At 58.0% G+C, this 18,611-nt stretch carries 18 protein-coding genes; 9 read left to right on the top strand and 9 right to left on the bottom strand.

The window, feature by feature from the left end; genetic code table 11:
* The first annotated feature begins 4 nt into the window (after window positions 1–4).
* Together glyA and L0664_RS15600 are read left to right on the top strand one after the other, a co-directional pair.
* A complete protein-coding gene (glyA, locus tag L0664_RS15605; RefSeq protein WP_235226823.1) occupies window positions 5–1,300 on the top strand; it encodes a serine hydroxymethyltransferase in 1,296 nt (431 codons plus the stop codon).
* A 66-nt stretch (window positions 1,301–1,366) separates the two neighbouring features.
* Window positions 1,367–2,212, top strand: coding sequence for a DUF817 domain-containing protein (locus L0664_RS15600; protein WP_235226822.1), 846 nt, complete (start codon window positions 1,367–1,369; stop codon window positions 2,210–2,212).
* Here L0664_RS15600 and L0664_RS15595 read toward each other — a convergent pair.
* Complete coding sequence (locus L0664_RS15595) at window positions 2,181–2,552, bottom strand: hypothetical protein (protein ID WP_235226821.1); 372 nt, start codon at window positions 2,550–2,552, stop codon at window positions 2,181–2,183. The two genes, L0664_RS15600 and L0664_RS15595, sit on opposite strands and share 32 nt — an antisense overlap.
* A gap of 64 nt (window positions 2,553–2,616) precedes the next feature.
* Here L0664_RS15595 and L0664_RS15590 point away from each other — a divergent pair, with 64 nt between their 5' ends.
* Window positions 2,617–3,345, top strand: coding sequence for an alpha/beta fold hydrolase (locus L0664_RS15590; protein ID WP_235226820.1), 729 nt, complete (start codon window positions 2,617–2,619; stop codon window positions 3,343–3,345).
* Between the two features lie 452 nt (window positions 3,346–3,797).
* Here L0664_RS15590 and L0664_RS15585 read toward each other — a convergent pair whose 3' ends face one another.
* Window positions 3,798–4,607, bottom strand: a complete 810-nt coding sequence (locus L0664_RS15585; RefSeq protein WP_235226819.1) for a DUF3800 domain-containing protein — start codon at window positions 4,605–4,607, stop codon at window positions 3,798–3,800.
* Between the two features lie 116 nt (window positions 4,608–4,723).
* Window positions 4,724–6,520 carry a translation elongation factor 4 gene (gene lepA / locus L0664_RS15580; RefSeq protein ID WP_235226818.1) on the bottom strand — a complete coding sequence of 599 codons (1,797 nt, stop codon included), beginning with the start codon at window positions 6,518–6,520 and terminating at the stop codon, window positions 4,724–4,726.
* A 37-nt stretch (window positions 6,521–6,557) separates the two neighbouring features.
* Between lepA and L0664_RS15575 the strand changes: the two genes are divergently transcribed.
* From L0664_RS15575 to L0664_RS15560, 4 genes are all read left to right on the top strand, one after another.
* Window positions 6,558–7,361: a hypothetical protein gene (locus L0664_RS15575; RefSeq protein WP_235226817.1), complete on the top strand. Its 804-nt coding sequence runs from the start codon at window positions 6,558–6,560 to the stop codon at window positions 7,359–7,361.
* Window positions 7,304–8,092: a hypothetical protein gene (locus L0664_RS15570; protein ID WP_235226816.1), complete on the top strand. Its 789-nt coding sequence runs from the start codon at window positions 7,304–7,306 to the stop codon at window positions 8,090–8,092. The genes L0664_RS15575 and L0664_RS15570 overlap by 58 nt, the downstream gene beginning before the upstream one ends.
* A gap of 287 nt (window positions 8,093–8,379) precedes the next feature.
* Window positions 8,380–8,715, top strand: coding sequence for an arginine transporter (locus L0664_RS15565; RefSeq protein ID WP_235226815.1), 336 nt, complete (start codon window positions 8,380–8,382; stop codon window positions 8,713–8,715).
* Entirely contained in the window at window positions 8,708–9,394 is a 687-nt protein-coding gene (locus tag L0664_RS15560) for an NAD-dependent deacylase (RefSeq protein WP_336247112.1), read from the top strand. Before L0664_RS15565 ends, L0664_RS15560 begins: the two co-directional genes overlap by 8 nt.
* Before the next feature lie 84 nt (window positions 9,395–9,478).
* On the opposite strand, the gene L0664_RS15555 is transcribed toward L0664_RS15560, so the two are convergent.
* The 4 genes from L0664_RS15555 to meaB form a co-directional block, all read right to left on the bottom strand.
* Window positions 9,479–9,964: a copper chaperone PCu(A)C gene (locus tag L0664_RS15555; RefSeq protein WP_235226814.1), complete on the bottom strand. Its 486-nt coding sequence runs from the start codon at window positions 9,962–9,964 to the stop codon at window positions 9,479–9,481.
* Between the two features lie 51 nt (window positions 9,965–10,015).
* Window positions 10,016–10,369 (bottom strand): hypothetical protein, encoded by a 354-nt coding sequence (locus tag L0664_RS15550; protein WP_235226813.1) that lies wholly within the window; start codon window positions 10,367–10,369, stop codon window positions 10,016–10,018.
* A gap of 112 nt (window positions 10,370–10,481) precedes the next feature.
* Window positions 10,482–10,769, bottom strand: a complete 288-nt coding sequence (gene rpmB, locus L0664_RS15545) for a 50S ribosomal protein L28 (protein WP_235226812.1) — start codon at window positions 10,767–10,769, stop codon at window positions 10,482–10,484.
* Window positions 10,770–10,934: 165 nt separating this feature from the next.
* Window positions 10,935–11,918, bottom strand: coding sequence for a methylmalonyl Co-A mutase-associated GTPase MeaB (gene meaB, locus L0664_RS15540; RefSeq protein ID WP_235226811.1), 984 nt, complete (start codon window positions 11,916–11,918; stop codon window positions 10,935–10,937).
* 79 nt (window positions 11,919–11,997) lie between these two features.
* On the opposite strand from meaB, the gene hrpB reads away from it, so the two are divergent.
* Window positions 11,998–14,412 carry an ATP-dependent helicase HrpB gene (gene hrpB, locus L0664_RS15535; protein WP_235226810.1) on the top strand — a complete coding sequence of 805 codons (2,415 nt, stop codon included), beginning with the start codon at window positions 11,998–12,000 and terminating at the stop codon, window positions 14,410–14,412.
* Window positions 14,413–14,539: 127 nt separating this feature from the next.
* On the opposite strand, the gene gndA is transcribed toward hrpB, so the two are convergent.
* Complete coding sequence (gene gndA / locus L0664_RS15530; RefSeq protein ID WP_235226809.1) at window positions 14,540–15,949, bottom strand: NADP-dependent phosphogluconate dehydrogenase; 1,410 nt, start codon at window positions 15,947–15,949, stop codon at window positions 14,540–14,542.
* A 59-nt stretch (window positions 15,950–16,008) separates the two neighbouring features.
* Window positions 16,009–16,776: an SGNH/GDSL hydrolase family protein gene (locus L0664_RS15525; RefSeq protein WP_235226808.1), complete on the bottom strand. Its 768-nt coding sequence runs from the start codon at window positions 16,774–16,776 to the stop codon at window positions 16,009–16,011.
* 553 nt (window positions 16,777–17,329) lie between these two features.
* Between L0664_RS15525 and urtA the strand changes: the two genes are divergently transcribed.
* Window positions 17,330–18,589 carry an urea ABC transporter substrate-binding protein gene (gene urtA / locus L0664_RS15520; protein WP_235226959.1) on the top strand — a complete coding sequence of 420 codons (1,260 nt, stop codon included), beginning with the start codon at window positions 17,330–17,332 and terminating at the stop codon, window positions 18,587–18,589.
* Window positions 18,590–18,611 lie beyond the last annotated feature (22 nt).

Below are 18,611 nucleotides of genomic sequence, written 5' to 3'. Positions count from 1 at the left end.
TGCCATGAATGCACGTATCAAAGACGACGGTTTTTTCACTGAAAGCCTGTCGACCCGTGATCCTGAGATCGCAGCCGCCATCGGTGCGGAACTTGGCCGTCAGCGCAAAGAGATCGAGCTGATCGCGTCTGAAAACATCGTATCCGCCGCCGTCATGGAAGCCCAAGGCAGCGTGATGACGAACAAATACGCCGAAGGATACCCCGGCCGCCGCTACTACGGTGGGTGCCAACACGTTGATGTTGCAGAAAACCTTGCCATTGATCGCGCCAAGCAGCTGTTTGATTGTGGATTTGTAAACGTGCAGCCAAACTCGGGTTCTCAGGCGAACCAAGGTGTGTTTCAGGCGCTGATCAAGCCGGGTGATACCATTCTGGGCATGTCGCTGGACGCAGGCGGGCACCTGACCCACGGTGCAAAACCGAACCAATCCGGCAAAATCTACAACGCCATTCAATACGGCGTGCGTAAACAGGACAGCCTGTTGGATTACGATCAGGTGCAGGAACTGGCCACTGAACATCAGCCCAAGCTGATCATCGCAGGCGGCTCCGCCATCCCGCGGATCATTGATTTCAAACGCATGCGCGAAATTGCGGATTCTGTGGGTGCCTATCTGCTGGTTGATATGGCCCACTTTGCGGGTCTGGTTGCGGCTGGCATCTATCCGTCGCCATTCCCCCATGCCCACGTCGCGACAACGACGACGCACAAAACCCTGCGCGGCCCACGCGGCGGCATGATCCTGACGAACGACGAAGCCTTGGCCAAGAAGTTCAACTCAGCGATCTTCCCCGGCATTCAGGGCGGTCCGTTGATGCACGTCATCGCCGGTAAGGCCGTCGCCTTTGGCGAAGCGCTGCGCCCCGAATTCAAAGCCTACCAAGAACAGGTCGTGAAGAACGCCCAAGCGCTTGCCGATCAGTTGATGAAGGGTGGTCTTGATATCGTCACGGGCGGCACAGACAGCCATGTGATGCTGGTTGATCTGCGCCCCAAAGGCGTGAAGGGCAACGAGACCGAGCGCGCACTGGAACGCGCCCACATCACCTGCAACAAGAACGGCATTCCGTTTGATCCCGAAAAGCCGATGGTCACATCCGGTGTGCGTCTTGGCTCCCCCGCGGGTACAACGCGCGGGTTTACCGAGGCCGAATTCCGCATGGTTGCGGATTGGATCGTCGAGGTCGTCGATGGTCTGGCCGCCAACGGTGCCGACGGCAACGCAGAGGTCGAGGCCAAGGTGAAAGCCGAAGTCGAAGCCCTGTGCGATACCTTCCCGATGTATCCAAACCTGTAAGCCACTTATCAGAATTTGCACAAAGCCGCCGTGGACAACCATGGCGGCTTTGTTGCATTTGGGGGCATGACTGATGCCCTCGCCCTAGAACAAAACCGCGCTGGATGGCTGCGCAAGACCCTTCCGGCATGGCTGGCGGAACTGGTTATTTTCATCGCCAAACAGGCGTGGGCCTGCCTGTTCGCGATCTCTTTGTTGCTGGCGGTGATTATCACAAATGCAATCTGGAGCGACAGTTGGGCCTTGGCCAGATATGACGCATTGGTGATCTTCGCCGTTCTCATGCAGGCCGCTATGCTGTTGTTTAAGCTGGAAACTTGGGCTGAGGCCAAGGTCATCGCCCTGTTTCACATCACCGGAACCAGCATGGAGTTTTTCAAGGTCAGCGCCGGATCATGGGAATACCCCGAAGCGTCCGTATTGGTCATCATGGGCGTGCCGCTGTTCAGCGGGTTTATGTATGCGTCTGTGGGCAGCTACATCGCGCGCGTGATCCGCATTTTCGACATTCGGTTCACCCCCTACCCGCCGTTCTGGACGACAGTTGTTCTGGCAATTGCCATCTACGTGAACTTCTTTGCCCACCATTTTGTGCCAGACATCCGGTTGGGTCTGTTCGCCGCCACCGTGCTGTTGTTCGGGCGCACGATGGTGCGGTTCACGGTTGGGCGGCGGTATGGATTTCCCCTGCCCCTCGCCGCACTGATCGTCAGCTTTTCCCTGTGGCTCGCCGAAAACATCGGCACGCTAACGGGCACATGGACCTACGCCGGATCGCCCCCGTTCGATTGGACGTCGCTGCAGAAAATGGGCAGCTGGTATTTGCTGATTTACGTCGCTTTTGTAACAGTCACGCTTGTCATCCGCGCACCGCTGGACATCAAAGGTAACCGCGCCACATCAGGAAACTGACCAAGACCACCGCGACAATAATAAGGTTGAAACTGACAACGCCCAACGTGCCAAGAACCCGAGTCTTGCGTCTGTCGCTCGGGTCGATCGCACTGAGGTGTTCGACCAAGTTTTTATGGGCTTTTTCGACTTTCGCCTCGTCGATCATCAGGCGCAATTTCGGATGCCCCATGAACTGTCCGGCCTGTGCCAAATAGCGCCCTTCGCGCTGTGCCCACTTCGGCAAAAGACGCCCCGAGCGCGACAACGCTTTTTCCAGCGTCGCGCCCTTAATGCGCAAACGCTGTTCGATAAGGTGCTTTACCTCATCCGTATACTTATCAACCTGACCCCCAGTCATGCGACGTGATTAACCAACCCGCCCGCCTCTTTCAATTCGGCCCGTGTCGGTCTAGATCAAAGCGATGCTGAATGTCCTCACTCATGGTGATAAATCCAATCCGACGCTTCTGATCGCGCATGGATTGTTCGGGTCCGCGCGCAATTGGGGCGTGATCGCAAAACGGCTGTCTGATCGATTTTACGTCATCGCGCCGGACATGCGAAACCACGGCGACAGCCCCTGGTTTGACACGCACAGCTATTTTGATTTGGCCGACGATCTAGCGCAGCTTCTGGATGGCCCTTCTTATGTCGTGGGCCATTCAATGGGCGGAAAGGCCGCGATGGTCATGGCCCTGCAACACCCTGAATTGGTTGAAAAATTAGTGGTCGCTGACATCGCGCCCGTCACCTATTCGCACACGCAAACCCAGCATATTGATGCGATGCGCGCGGTGGATTTGGCAGCCGTTGAAAGGCGATCGGATGCAGGCAAATCCCTTGATCCCGAGGTGCGGGATTTCTTGCTCCAATCGCTGGATGTGCGGGAAAAGAAATGGAAATTGAACCTCGATGTGCTGCACGCGGACATGCCAAAGATCATCGGTTTTCCGCCAGTGGCCGGATCGTTCGGCGGCCCGACGCTTTTCCTGTCCGGGGCTGACAGCGACTACGTTCAGCGCGATCACCGCGACGGGATCAAGGCGCTGTTTCCGTCGGCGCGCTTTGCCAAAATACCCGGTGCGGGGCACTGGCTGCACGCCCAAAAACCCCGCGAATTCGAGGCGGCGTTGCGGGCATTTCTAGCCTAAAATCACGATATGGGTCTGGTATGGGTTCGGTATGGTTCTGGTATGGGCGATTGTCTGGGCCTGATGGGCCAATCCGGCTAAACCACTCCAGACGTTAGAAAAACCGTCAATGAAACGAAGCCCGCGCTGGCGAGGAAGATGTGGGGGAGATAATACATGGTGTGACCCTCATGTTTGGTGGTTGTGAGGGTGATACGGGCGGGGGTTGGGGTTCCGTCGCAGAAACCTGTCAGGACCGAGCTTGTGAGCCGTAAGGATCGCGCTGGGCGGGGTGATCTGGATGCACCCTGACCGACACTATCGCGCCCGAGCCGAGAGGATGGTGCGAAGCGCCCTCCCCATGGGGGAGGGTGAGACCCGTCTTGGAATTGATCCAGTGGATCAATTCAGGGGTGAACGCGCGAAGCGCCGGGACCGGGCGCTGCCAAACCCGTGGGTAGAGAACAGATTAGTTATTTTTTCTTTTCATACATTTTTAACGCGAAATCGAGTGTGTCGCCTTTTAGAGCCATTTTGATCGGACCAGAAATATATTTAAGACCGAAATTAGCTATCTTGCCCGTCTTACTACACTTCCAAAATTTCGACCTAAGCTCACGCATATAGCGAAACTCAGGGTGGCCAAAATTCGAATGGCTCTCGTTTACACTTTGATAAAGACTAAATGCAGTCAAATCTGCAAGCGCAAGGGCTTGATCATCTCCTTTCTTCACCGCTCGAATAGCAAGCGGGTCAATTTTAGCCATGCTATTTGCCCTCTCATCAATAGGACGCTTTCTTATAGTGTGGATAAAATTACGCAGCCTTTGATAATCATGCTTCTTTTCTTCAAATATTACTGAAAGTTGGTCCGGACCATATTCGTGCTCTTTCATGAAATCACCGACCCGCTCGAGTAAGTATGAAGCGCATTTATTGTAATAGTCTTCGGCTTGCTTTCTTCCCTCAATGTCGGATTTGTAATCGCCAACTGTCGCTTTTTTTGACACAACGCCGAACAATTGGATTCGCAATTGGGAGGCTTGGCGAGCAAAGTATGCAGTCTTCAAGTGACTCATTTCTTTACAGTGTAATGGGTCACACTTCAGCTTTTCGGCAAGGCTATCAAGTTCAGACCGTATCGCGGGAAGCAATTCCGTTGGAACCAAGGCCGCACCAAATACAAGAAAAGGGTCGGAACCGTGGGAGCGTTCGTCAGTTCGGAATTTGTCCAAATCCTGATCGCCGCTTTCATCAATGAATAAAGTAAAATGAGTTCCCATCACTTATCAAAGTGGATCAAGAGCATTGCAGTGTCGAGCCCAAACCCCGTGTGGGCACGCGATTGTCCTGCGGCCAATAGCTTTCGCCCACCGCCTTCATCACGCGTCAAAATGGATTAAGAATCCATTTTGAGAGCGCTGATGAAGGCTTCCTGCGGAATATCAACCTTACCAAACTGGCGCATCTTTTTCTTACCCGCTTTCTGCTTATCCAGCAGTTTACGTTTTCTTGACGCGTCGCCGCCATAACACTTCGCAGTGACGTCTTTGCGCATCGCGGACAATGTTTCGCGGGCGATGACTTTGCCGCCGATTGCCGCTTGGATCGGGATTTTGAACATGTGACGGGGGATCAGGTCTTTGAGCTTTTCAACCATCGCGCGGCCACGGGTTTCGGCGCGGTCGCGGTGGACCATCATCGACAGCGCGTCGACGGGTTCGTCGTTTACCAACACGGACATCTTGACCAGATTGTCCTCGCGGTAGCCCATGAGGGAGTAGTCGAAGGACGCGTAGCCTTTGGTCACGGATTTCAGGCGGTCGTAGAAGTCGAACACCACTTCGTTCAGCGGCAGGTCATAGACGGCCATCGCGCGCGAACCTGCATAGGTCAGGTCTTCTTGGATGCCGCGGCGATCCTGGCAGAGTTTCAGAACCTCGCCCAGGTATTCGTCGGGCACGAGGATCGTCGCCTTGATGCGCGGTTCTTGGATGTGGTCGACCAGCGTCATGTCGGGCATGTCGGCGGGGTTGTGCAGATCAAACTGCGTGTCGTCCTTGAGGTGGACGTGGTAAATGACCGACGGCGCGGTGGTGATCAGGTCGATGTCATATTCGCGTTCAATCCGGTCGCGGATCACTTCGAGGTGGAGCAGACCGAGGAAGCCGCAACGAAAGCCAAAGCCGAGCGCGGCAGAGGATTCCATTTCAAACGAGAACGACGCGTCGTTGAGGGCGAGTTTGTCGATCGCTTCGCGCAGGTCTTCGAACAGGGCGGAATCGACGGGGAACAAGCCACAGAAAACAACGGGTTGCGCCGGTTTGAAACCGGGCAGCGGCGTGACCTCTTCGCGCTGGTGGGTGATCGTATCACCGACGCGGGTGTCGCGGACCTGTTTGATCGACGCGGTGAGAAAGCCGATTTCGCCGGGGCCGAGTTCGTCGACGTTTTCCATTTGCGGGCGGAACACACCAATGCGGTCGACGTGATGGATCGTGCCGTTGGAGATGAATTTGATCTTCTCGCCCTTGCGCAGTTTTCCGTCGATGATGCGCACCAGAACGATCACGCCGAGGTAGCTGTCATACCATGAATCGACCAGCATCGCCTTGAGGGGGGCGTCGGCGTCGCCTTTGGGCGCTGGCAAGTGTTGGACGATAGCCTCGAGCGTTTCCATGATGCCTTCGCCGGTTTTGGCGGACACAGCGATAGCGCCGGATGCATCGATGCCGATGACGTCTTCGACCTGTTCAGCGACGCGGCTGATGTCGGAGGCGGGCAGGTCTATCTTGTTGAAAACGGGGACAATTTCATGATCCGCGTCGATGGCGTGGTAGACGTTGGCCAGCGTCTGCGCCTCAACCCCTTGGGTGGAGTCCACGACCAAAAGAGAACCTTCGACGGCGCGCATGGAGCGGGAGACTTCATAGGCGAAATCGACGTGGCCGGGGGTGTCGATCAGGTTCAACACATAGGATTCACCGTTTTCGGCGGTGTAATCGATGCGGACCGTGTTGGCCTTGATGGTGATCCCGCGTTCACGCTCGATGTCCATGGAATCGAGCATCTGCGCCTTCATATCGCGTTCCGCCACGGTGTTCGTGGACTGGATCAAGCGATCAGCGAGGGTGGATTTGCCATGGTCGATGTGCGCGACGATGGAGAAATTGCGGATATGTGAAAGGGCTGTCATGGTGAGGATATGAGTGTGAAACGTCGGGGGGTCAAGCATGACTAGTGGATCAAAGGGCAAGGTATCAGTCTCCTCTGCAGAATTTCGCACGCAAGCAGAGGAAAATATTAGAATTTTTCGCGAAACAATCGCAAGAAAACTACCCCACATTGCACTGTTATCAGGCGAGCTTCTTGAGTCAGAGACGCAACGTTCGTACCTCCTTTCCGAATTCCGCCATGCGCTTAGAATATTTGTTTTGTGCCGCTATTTTCTTTGTTTTGCAGAGGATGCAATTTCGGGCAGTAACACTAACGAAAGCTTTCCGACATTTAAGTCCTTTGCAGAACAATGGTCAGAGTATTTTGAACAATTCAACGATGCAAAATCTGGAGCCATGGTCGCTTCAATTTCACACGCCTTTTCCTCAGTGTTCAAAGTTGACGAAAGTGGATTTTTGGAGGCATTTACCAATGCGTCCACTAAGGAGGACGTTGCTCGTGTTTTTGCAGAGGCAATATCAGAGAAAGATCCAGAGGCGTCGGCTGATGATGTTCAGGCGCGGTTACTTGATCAGCTAAGCAAACGGAAAGATTCATCCGAAAAGTTAGTAGCAGATAGCATTTCAGAATTGTGGAAAGCGCCACTGCCAAAGACTGACGAAGGAGCAGTGGACCGTTGTCTAGCCTTCTTAGAGGCTGATGAAAATTGGCATTACTGGTCTGTTTTCTTTGGAAAACTCTTTTCGGGAGAACAACCTAGTTTGGAGTTAGCCGAACAGATTTCCAAGATTCCTGATGAAATTTGGATGACGGGATTGCGGCTGTTGCTGAGCGAATTGAGACCTTATCAGCAGCTCTGATCATAGACGAAACGGGCTTAATTGAAGAGCTTTACTACAATGTTGAGCAAGGTCACATTGCGCGAAAGATTCCTCCCGCTGCCAATCAAAACTCTATCTCACTCACACTGACAGCTGTCGAAGACGACCTCAATGAAGCCGTGCGAGGCAATTACTTAAGCGAAAATACCTATGTTGTCCGGGTTTTACGCAGAACAATTGAAATCCACGCCAAAAACCCGGAACGGGTTGAGATGGACTTGGTCAAAGTTAGCAAGAACCTTCGCGGTCAAATTGACAAGGGCGACCTACCTGATGCACCCGAACTTGAAGGGCTGCACGACACCTGCGTAACAGGTGCGTTGGATATTCGTGCGTTGCACCCAAACATCGCCGAGGCAAGGGCACAACGCGGACTTCAAGCTATCCGAGAAGCATCCACTGAAGAAAAGGCCTCAATTGCGGAGTCGTTTGAGACAATCAGAGCGATCTCTGAGGTTACATTAGCCGATGATGTAATCGATGACTTGAAAGAGCTGACAGACGGAGATGCTGTGCCGATGTCTGGTGACGTCGAGCTTACTACAGACGCCATTATCAGAAGCAGCAGCAGAACTGCCAAAATGTGGCTTATTGCCAAGAAAGTCGCGGCTGGGACCCCGGGTGCCGCTGCGACAATTGTCGTTTTTGATCAAGCAATACCAGTTTTGCAAAAAGTATGGCCAATTCTCATGAAACTATTGGGGTTTTAGAAGCTCATCATCGGAGCATTAGACGCCGCGCCCGAACCGAGGAGGTGGTGCGAAACACTGTCTTGGCAAAGTTTGCAGTGGGGGTGGCCTGCCGGCTTTGCGATGGGTTGGCCGGATGCGGTAAGACCTTTACTTATTTTCTGTGCGTTGTGCGGGGATTGGGGCCGGAAACGTGATCGCGTTGGGGCTTTCGCGGGGGGCGATAGTGCGGCATACTGGGGCAGAGCAGTCAGGACACCAAGGGGACAACCCCGCGCCAATCAGGCAGGTCCAGTGAGCGAGGCGAGATGAAGACCCTATTGATTTTATCGACATTGGTTGTGTTAACCGCCTGTTCGGGCGGACGTGACCGTTTGAGTTCCGGATCAACGGCCGGGGCCACGGGGCCGATCAGCCGGGCCTGTCTGGCGGCCGATCGATCCGCGGCATCCACATCATTGTGCGGATGTGTGCAGCGGGTCGCCAACGCAGAGTTGAGCAGCACCGACCGCAGCCGTGTCGCCCGGTTCTTTGCTGATCCTGAATTTGCCCATTCAATTCGCATCAGCGACACCACGGCCAATGACAATTTCTGGCGCCGCTATCAGGCCTTCGTGAGGTCTGCGCGCAATCAGTGTGGCTAAGCGCATTGTCGTCCTGACGGGCGCGGGCATTTCCGCCGAAAGCGGCATGGGCACGTTTCGCGACAAGGGCGGTTTGTGGGAAAACGCGGACCTGATGAAACTCGCCACGCCCGAGGGCTTTGCGGATGACCCTGCCGCCGTCCATGCGTTTTACAATATGCGGCGCGCAAAGGTGCGGGCCTGTCAGCCCAACGCGGCCCATGTGGCGCTGGCGGCGCTGCAACAGGATCCGCGCGCGGATGTGACGCTGATCACCCAGAACGTCGATGATTTGCACGAACGGGCGGGATCGCGCGATGTGATCCATATGCATGGCACGCATCTGGTGGCGCTGTGTGCGGCCTGTGATGCACGCTGGCCCGCGCCCGAGGTCATGCGTGCTGATGATCAATGTAATTGCGGTGGGCAGGCGCGCCCTGATGTCGTGTGGTTTGGCGAAGTGCCCTATCACATGGACCGGATCGGCGCGGCCTTGGCCCGGGCAGATTTGTTTGTGGCCATTGGCACAAGCGGCGTGGTCTATCCGGCGGCGGGATTTGTGCGGGTTGCCAAACAGGCGGGCGCGGACACGCTGGAGCTGAACCTCGCGGCGAGCGAACGCGCATCTGATTTCGCCGACGCGCGCTTTGGTCCCGCCACGCAGGTTGTGCCGGACTGGGTGGGCGAGGTTCTGACCTAGGCCAAGCCATACTGCCCCCCTAGCGTGGCACATGGCGCGGACAGGCCGCGCCATGATGTCGTTCAATCGCATTGGCGGCGTTGGTTAGCCGTCTGACCCATGGTCCATGTCGCCGTGATCCGTATCGCCGTGATCCATATCCATCCGGTTTTGATCGACGGGGATTTCAACGACGACTTCGCCCGCGTTTTCGAAGACGAGGGTGATTGTAATAACCTCGTCTTGTTCGAACGTGTCGGTCAGCCCCATGAACATCACGTGTTCTGCGCCGCGTTTCATGGCGATTTCACCGCCCGCAGGCAGATCGAAACCTTCTTCGACGTGGGTCATGCGCATGACGCCGTCCGCGTCTTCGATGTGGGTGTGCAATTCAACCCGCGCGGCCGCATCTGATGTGACGCTGATCAGGTGGTCATCGGTGTCGCCGTGGTTGTGGATCACCATGAATGCGGCACCCGCCATCGCGTTTGAGGACCGTGCATATTGATCGTGGATTTCAATGTCGGCCAAGGCGGGTGTGGCGAGGACGAGTGCGGTGAACGCACCCATGAGAGTGGATTTGAGGGACATAAGCCTCTCCTTCGTGGTTTGTCTGAATGTTGCAAAAGTGAAAGTTGGACTTCAGGCAAATTCAGGCGGGCCACGGGCATGGACGGGGGTGGGGATAACCGGGGTTTCCAACGCCGCCACAGGGAGTTGCAGCAGCGTTTGAATGTGGACAACAGCACCATCAGCAAGGCCAACCGCGCGCGGAACATCCGCGAAGGTCAACGCGCAGTCAGGGCAGAAATGTGCTGTTTCGTCTGATCCTTCGACCAGATTGCCCATCGCGTCCAAGGTGACAGTGATGGTGCCGTCGCCCGTGCACAGCACGACCTGACCGGAGGCATCTACCATCATGGCGCGCGCGGTAGCCATCTGCTGTGAGGTCACAGCGATCAACAGGGCCAACGCGAGGGTGAACATTCGGGTCATGGGTTAGCAGTATCAGCGGCGCGACAGGGCGAAAAGGGTGCAATCGTCGCATCAAATGCAAAAGGCCCGGACGCTACCGTCCGGGCCTTTTGAAATCTAGCGCAAGGGCGGCTTATGCTTCGGCCATCGCCTTGTTGATGTCTTTCTTGACCTTCAGCGCATCAGCGGAAAGTTCGGCATCTTTGGCTTTCGCCATGAATGCGTCCAGACCACCGCGGTGATCAACGGTGCGCAGGGCAGCGTTGGAGATGCGGAATTTGAACGAGCGGCCCAGAACGTCGGACAGCAAGGATACATCCTGCAAGTTCGGCAAGAACCGACGACGTGTGCGGTTTTTGGCGTGGCTTACGTTGTTGCCCGTCATGGGGCCTTTTCCGGTCAATTCGCAACGGCGCGACATGGCTTATCCTCTCATCAGGGCCAGCAGTGCTGCGCACGCGGTCCCTTTTTTCTAACGGCAACGGCCCCGTACGCGACAGAGCCTGAATTCATTTGGGCGGAATTAGGAGGATTCCTTGGCCCCGTCAACCCATAACCCCCGTTTGGAGCGACGTTTGGCACGGATTTACCTGTTGCGTGGGAAAAACTGCGTGATCAAGGTTTCTGCGGCCTGTCCGGGGCGGGTTTTTCCAAGGGCCACGTCGTTTTCCAACGCGTTGAGCTGCGCCTGCACGGCGCTGTCCGATGTGAGCTGCGCCAAAAGCCCAGCGCGGACTTCTTCGTGGAACCAAAACCGGGCCTGTTCGGTGCGCCGTGCGTCCCAGATGCCGCTGTCTTTGCGCCACGTCGCCAGCGCCTGCATTTCATCCCAAGCGGCTGCAATTCCGTGATCTTCGAGAGCAGACACCGCCACCGCTTTGGGGAAATCGGGCGGGTCTTGGGGGCGTTTTCGCATCAGGTGCAACGCGCTGGCGTAATCCGCACAGGTGCGCATGGCCTGTGGTTTCAGATCGCCATCGGCCTTGTTTACAAGGATCATATCGCAGGTTTCCATGATCCCGCGTTTGACCCCCTGCAATTCATCCCCGCCCGCCGGGGCCAGCAGCAACAAGAACAGATCAGACATTTCGGCCACGGCGGTTTCCGATTGGCCGACGCCGACGGTTTCCACCAGCACGATGTCAAATCCGGCGGCTTCGCACAGCGCGATCGCCTCTCTCGTGCGGCGGGCCACGCCGCCAAGCTGGGTTTGGGACGGTGAGGGCCGGATGAAGGCATTTGGGTCGCGCGACAGCAAATCCATGCGCGTTTTATCCCCGAGGATCGACCCGCCGGATCGGGTTGAACTTGGGTCAACCGCCAGCACCGCGACGCGCAATCCTTGCGCCGTCAGCATCATGCCGAAACGTTCGATGAATGTGGATTTGCCGACACCCGGCGTGCCGGACAGCCCGATCCGCAGGGCCTGACGGTGCGTGCCAAGCTCGGCCAGCAACGCCGCCGCAGCTGCGCGATCTTGCGCGCGCGTGCTTTCGACCAGCGTGATCGCGCGGGCCAAGGCACGGCGATCCCCGTTTTGGATTTTATCTGCGGTGGTCTTGATATCCATGGGGGCTTTATGCGCGGGTCAAGGCGACGCGTCCAGACGCACGGTTGCCTTCGCGCCGTTTTGATCGGAAGAAGGAGCCATGCAGGATGTTTTGCCGATTGATGATGTGCTTGATGACCTGATCGGGGCGGTGGCGGCGCGTGGTTGTGCGGTTTTGCAGGCCCCACCCGGTGCAGGCAAAACGACGCGGGTGCCTTTGGCGCTGTTGCGCGCGGGCACCATTCAGGGGCGCATCATCATGCTGGAACCGCGCCGGTTGGCTGTGCGCGGGGCGGCGGAACGGCTGGCGCAGCAATTGGGCGAAGACGTGGGCCAGACCGTCGGGTACCGGATGCGCGGTGAGACGACGGTGTCAGGTGCCACGCGCATTGAGGTTGTGACCGAAGGCATCCTGACCCGCATGATCCAGAGTGATCCCGAACTGTCAGGCATCGGCGCTGTGATCTTTGACGAATTTCACGAACGGTCGCTGAATGCGGATTTGGGGTTGGCGCTGACGCTGGAAATCCGCGACGCACTGCGCCCCGATCTGGTGCTGTTGGTGATGTCGGCAACCTTGGATGCGGGGCCGGTGGCGGAACTGGTGGGCGCGCCGGTGATCACATCGCAGGGCCGCGCCTTTCCGGTTGATCCCAAATGGCTGGACCGCCCGTTGCGCAAAGACGTGCGGTTCGATGCAGCGGTCGCGGATTTGATCGTGCGGGCGGCGGGCGAAACCACGGGGGGCGTGTTGGTGTTCCTGCCCGGTGAAGGTGAAATCAGGCGCGTTCAGGCGCGGCTTGACGGCCAGTTGCCCGCCGATTGTTGCGTGCGCCCGTTGTTTGGCGCCCTGCCCTTCAAAGACCAGCGCGCGGCGATTGCGCCCGTAGATCGGGGCCGCAAAATCGTGCTTGCCACATCTATCGCAGAAACGTCCCTGACGATTGAAGACGTGCGCGTTGTGGTGGATGGGGGGCGTGCGCGCCGTGCCCGGTTTGATCCAGGGTCAGGCATGTCTCGGCTGATCACCGAACGCGTGACCCGCGCCGAGGCAACCCAGCGCGCGGGCCGTGCGGGCCGCGTCGCCGAAGGGGTGGCCTATAAACTCTGGAGCCGCGGCGAGGACGGCGCATTGCCCGCCTTCCCCCCCGCCGAAATCGAGGCCGCCGATCTGACGGGGTTGGCATTGGAACTGGCGCTGTGGGGCAGTGATGGTTTGCCATTCCTGACGCCCCCGCCCGACGGCACCTTGGGTGAGGCCCGCGCATTGCTTGGCGCGCTTGGCGCGCTGGATGGCGGGCGGATCACGCCCCACGGGCGGGCGCTGGCGAAACTGCCCTTGCACCCGCGATTGGCGCATATGCTGATGCGCGGCGGCAAGAAGGCGGCGGGGCTGGCCGCACTGCTGTCTGAACGCGACATCCTGCGTGGCGCACCTGCTGATGTGGGGCTGCGCCTCAAGGCGCTGGACGGCGCGCGCACCGCACACGAGGTCGACAAAGGGGCGTTGGCGCGGGTGCGGGCTGAGGCCAAACGACTGGCGAAAATGGCACCGGACACCGCCTCGCAAGCCCCCGAAATCCACGCCGCCTTGGCCTATCCCGACCGCATTGCGCAGCGCCGCGCCGGCGATGCCCCACGCTTCGTTTTATCGGGTGGAAAAGGGGCGGTGATGGACGCGGCAGACCCGCTGGCAGGGCAGCCCTATCTGGTCGTCACAGACACGGACGGCAACCCGAGAGAAGCAAAAATTCGCGGCGCACTGGCAATCTCTGAAACCGATATTCGCGCAGTTGCCGCCGATCAGATCGACAGGGTGAACCTGTGCCTTTGGTCCAAACGCGATGGCCGCGTCATGGCGCGCCAACAAGAAAAACTGGGCGCGATTGTGCTATCAGACGCGCGCTGGGCGGACGCGCCGCAAATAGATATCGCAACGGCGATGCTGGACGGTGTCCGCGACCTTGGCTTCAAATTCAGCGCCGCAGCCGAACGGTTTCGCGCCCGTGTCGCCCTTGTGCGCGCCGTGGTCCCCGATTTGCCGGACCTGACTGACGCAGCCTTGATGGAAACCCTGCACACATGGTTGCTGCCCCATCTGGGGGCGGTCCAAACAGCGTCACAGTGGAAGGGGTTTGATGCCCTGCCCGCCTTGCGCGGTCTGCTTGATTGGTCACAGATGCAAACGGTCGACACGCAAGCGCCAAGCCATTTCACCACCCCCTTGGGGCATCAAAAACCGATTGATTACAGCGGGGATGCCCCCGAAATCACCCTGCGCCTGCAAGAAATGTTCGGCACAACACGCCACCCGATTGTGGCGGGCCGCCCTCTGCGCGTGACGTTCCTGTCACCGGGTCAAAAACCGATCCAGACAACAATGGACGTGCCGGGGTTCTGGACATCGTCCTATAGCGATGTGCGCAAAGACATGCGCGGGCGCTACCCCAAACACCCGTGGCCCGAAGACCCGACACAAGCCGATCCAACGGTTCGCGCCAAACCCCGCAAATAATCCGCACTCTACCACCTTCTTTGGTTGCCAAATATCCCGGGGTGAGGCCACAGGCCGAGGGGCAGCGCCCCCCCCCCCCCTTTCAAGCGCCCCGCAGGCGCTGATCGCCAGATCATTCAGACCCTAATCATTCCCACCACGGGCCGTGTTGGTCGCGGCGTCCATCCAGTCGCACAAATCCATGCCGCCCGAAAAAATCGCGCTGCGCTTGGATCAGGTCCGTTGTGCCGCGCGCCACGCGCATGGTGTCCAAGAATGCCAGCGCGCTGGCCAATGCGGGGATCGGGTGGCCCGCGCTCGATGCGGCGGCCACGACGCGGCGCAGGCTTGGCAGGCCGTCGCGCAACAGGGTCACAAACGTCGGCGCAAAGATCAGCTCACCCTTGGGCAAATCGGCGCGAAAGGCGGTGGCGATATCATCCAGCAGTGCCGAGCGGATGATGCACCCCGCGCGCCAGACTTCGGCGGTGCGGGCGTAGTCAATCGACCAGTCAAATTCTGTACTTGCGGCGGCCAGAATACGGAACCCTTGCGCATAAGACACGATGCGCCCCGCCAAAAGCGCGGCTTCCAGATCGGCGTCAGGCAGATCAATCGCGCCGCGTTCCCCGCCAAACAGCTCCGCGCCGATGTCGCGTTCTTCGCCCTCGGCCGACCAGGCGCGCGCGGCGACGGCCGCCTCAATGACGTTGGCGGATTGGCCCATGCGGATGGCCTCGATCGCAGTCCAGCGGCCCGTGCCCTTTTGGCCCGCCGCATCAAGGATCACATCCACAGCGGGCTTGCCTGTTTCGCTGTCCGTCGCCTGAAGGACGGCGGCGGTGATTTCAACGAGGTAACTGTCGAGCTTCCCTGTGTTCCAGCCCTCAAACACCGCGCCGACCTCGGCCGGGGATTGCCCGCGCCCGTGGCGCATCAGCCCGTAGGTTTCGGCGATCAGTTCCATATCCGCGTATTCGATGCCGTTGTGCACGGTCTTGACGAAATGGCCCGCACCATCGGGGCCGAGGTGATCGGCGCAGGGCTCATCCCCGAACTTCGCGGCAATCGCTTCGATGACGGGGCGCACTGCATCCCATGCGGCGGGCGTGCCACCGACCATGATCGACGGGCCGCGCCGCGCGCCTTCTTCGCCGCCAGACACGCCCATGCCGATATAGGTCAGACCCTTGGCTTCAACGTCTTTGGTGCGCGCAATCGTGTCGCGAAAATCGGAATTACCCGCGTCGATGATTGTGTCACCTTCCGACAGCAGCGGGATCAACGTGTCGATGGTCGCATCGACGGGTTTGCCGGATGGGACCATCATGATGATCGCGCGCGGGGTCGCCATGGCGTCAACCATTGCTTCAAGGCTGTCGGCGCCGTGCAGATCAGCGGCCAGATCTTCGCCTTTGGCCTCTGACACGAAATCACGCACCGCGTCGGCGGATCTGTTGGACACATGCAGCGCAAAGCCGTTGTCGAGGATGTTGAGCGCCAGCGCGCTGCCCATGGTGCCCAGACCATAGAGGCCCAAAGTTGCGGTGTTGCTCATGATTGTGTCCTTCGTTGATGTTCGCAAACAGCTAGGCCGAAGGGGGCACTATCACAAGGTCACAACCCGCGGTCCTCGCGAATTTGTGCAACGATCAGGTCTGCCCAGAAGGCGTAGACTTTGGGGCCGGGATGAAAGCCGTCCCGCGCCATGTTGTCCGCCGTGAGCGCCATATCAGCGGGGATCAGGGTTGTGTCGTCGCGCGTGCTGACCAAGGCGCGCAGGCCGCGATCAAAACGTTCGGCCTGATGGCCCATGCTCCAGCGGAGGGGGTTGGGCAGGCGCGGAAATTGTGACACTGCGGGCAGCCCCGACAGATACACATGCCCGACGCCAATGGTGCGGGTCAAATGATCCAGCAGGTGTTCGGTTTGTTCCAGCCAGCGGGCCAGCCGTGTGCCGCGCATGATGTCATTCACGCCCAGCGCCACGACGGCCACATCCGCACGCCGTGGTTGGGCGGCCTTCACACGTTTAAGCGCCATGGGGGTCGTATCACCACAGCGCGCCACCATTTCCCAATCCAGCCGCGCATAGGGTGCCAGACCGTAGGCCAAACGCCCGGACAAGGCCTGTGATTGTGTCGCCACGCCCACGCCCGCCGCCGAACTGTCGCCCACGATCAGCACACGCAAATCCGGCCCCTGCCCTATGACACCTTGCCGCGCGCCTTTGGGTTCTTGCAGCCGTTCGGTGCGAAATTTGATGAAAGGGCCTTGCGTGACAAGCACGGGATAAAACGCAAGCCGATGCAGCGCCGCCATCGGTTTTGACAGCGGGGCGGGATGAACCAGAGACGGCGCGTATGGATCGAATGTGACAGCCATGAGAACACATAAATGGTTTAAACACCGCTTTACCTAAACGTCAGCGGTGTTCAGGCAAGTCAAAGACACGACAACGTAACGTAACGCAAACATCGATGGGCGGAGTTAAGCCCAAAGCGGGTTTCGGTTTATGGCGATGTGCCAGCGCGCAGATTGGCCTGCTATGTGGTTTATGTATGCTTTTCGCACCCAAAGCGGGCCATCTGTCGTGTGGCCCGCATAATGCACGTGCGCCTGTAGCGACATTTTTAGGCAACTGCCTCCAAATGTGGCGAAATTTCAGAAGAATTGAGGGCCACGCCGGATAAGTTCAGGTCTGAAACTTTAAGCCCCAAAAGATCGAACGCATGGTCAGCCCGTCCCGCATCGGGACACTCATAATGCCACGCGAGGGTGCAATCCTGGCAGATAACGACCCCCGCATGGCTGCAACGTTGAAGCTGCGTAATCCGAATAGCACTCAGGTGTGGCGTTTAAAAGCGTGGATGACGGATCCGCAGCCGCACTTTTGGGGGTTAATCCTTTGACTTTACGTACCACTCTGCTCACGTCTATGTCCGCGCTTGCGCTGTCTGTTGGCGCCACGTCCGCCTTTGCTGAATGCGCTGAACCGATCCAAGTGGGTGTTTTGCATTCCTTGTCCGGCACCATGGCGATTTCCGAAACCACGTTGAAAGACACCATGTTGATGCTGATCGAACAGCAAAACGCGGCGGGTGGTGTTTTGGGCTGTCAGATTGAAGCGGTCGTTGTTGACCCCGCGTCCGACTGGCCGTTGTTTGCGGAAAAGGCACGCGAATTGCTGACGGTGAACGAAGTTGACGTGATTTTCGGCAACTGGACGTCCGTGTCGCGCAAATCGGTTTTGCCTGTCATCGAAGAACTGAACGGCCTGCTGTTCTATCCTGTTCAATACGAGGGCGAAGAATCGTCGCGCAATGTGTTCTACACAGGTGCCGCCCCCAACCAACAAGCCATTCCAGCCGTTGACTATTTCCTGGAGGAACTGGGCGTCGAGAAATTTGCTCTGCTTGGCACAGATTATGTCTATCCCAGAACCACCAACAATATTCTTGAGCAATATCTGCAAGATAACGGCATCGCGTCCGAGGACATCTTTGTGAACTACACGCCGTTTGGTCAGTCTGACTGGGCGACGATTGTGGCGGATGTTGTGGCCTTGGGTGAAGACGGCAAGCAGGTTGGCGTGATTTCCACGATCAACGGCGACGCCAACATCGGGTTCTACAAAGAACTGGCCGCGGCGGGTATTTCAGCCGATGACATCCCTGTCGTTGCGTTTTCCGTCGGTGAAGAAGAACTGTCGGGTCTTGATACATCCGATCTGGTCGGTCACCTCGCGGCGTGGAACTACTTTATGTCTGCGGACGGCGATGCCAATGCCGCCTTTATCGAAAGCTGGCAAGCATTTGCCGGTGAAGACCGTGTGACGAACGACCCAATGGAGGCCCATTACATCGGCTTCAACATGTGGATCAACGCAGTCGAAGCGGCTGGCACAACGGATGTTGATGCAGTGCGCGCCGCGATGTACGGGCAGGAATTCCCGAACCTGACTGGTGGCACGGCCGTGATGTTGCCCAACCACCACCTCGCTAAGCCGGTCTTGATTGGTGAAATCACCGCGGATGGTCAGTTCGACATTATTTCCCAGACGTCCGAGGTTCCGGGCGATGCGTGGACGGATTTCTTGCCGGAATCCGCTGTGCTGACGTCTGATTGGAAGGACCTTGGGTGCGGTATGTTCAACACCGAGACCGAGACCTGCGTCCAGTTGACATCCAACTACTAAATCAAAGTTCAGGCGCACGGGG

The organism is Octadecabacter dasysiphoniae, from assembly GCF_021532615.1.
Lineage (GTDB): Bacteria > Pseudomonadota > Alphaproteobacteria > Rhodobacterales > Rhodobacteraceae > Octadecabacter > Octadecabacter dasysiphoniae.
This window is presented reverse-complemented; position numbering and strand designations above follow the sequence as displayed.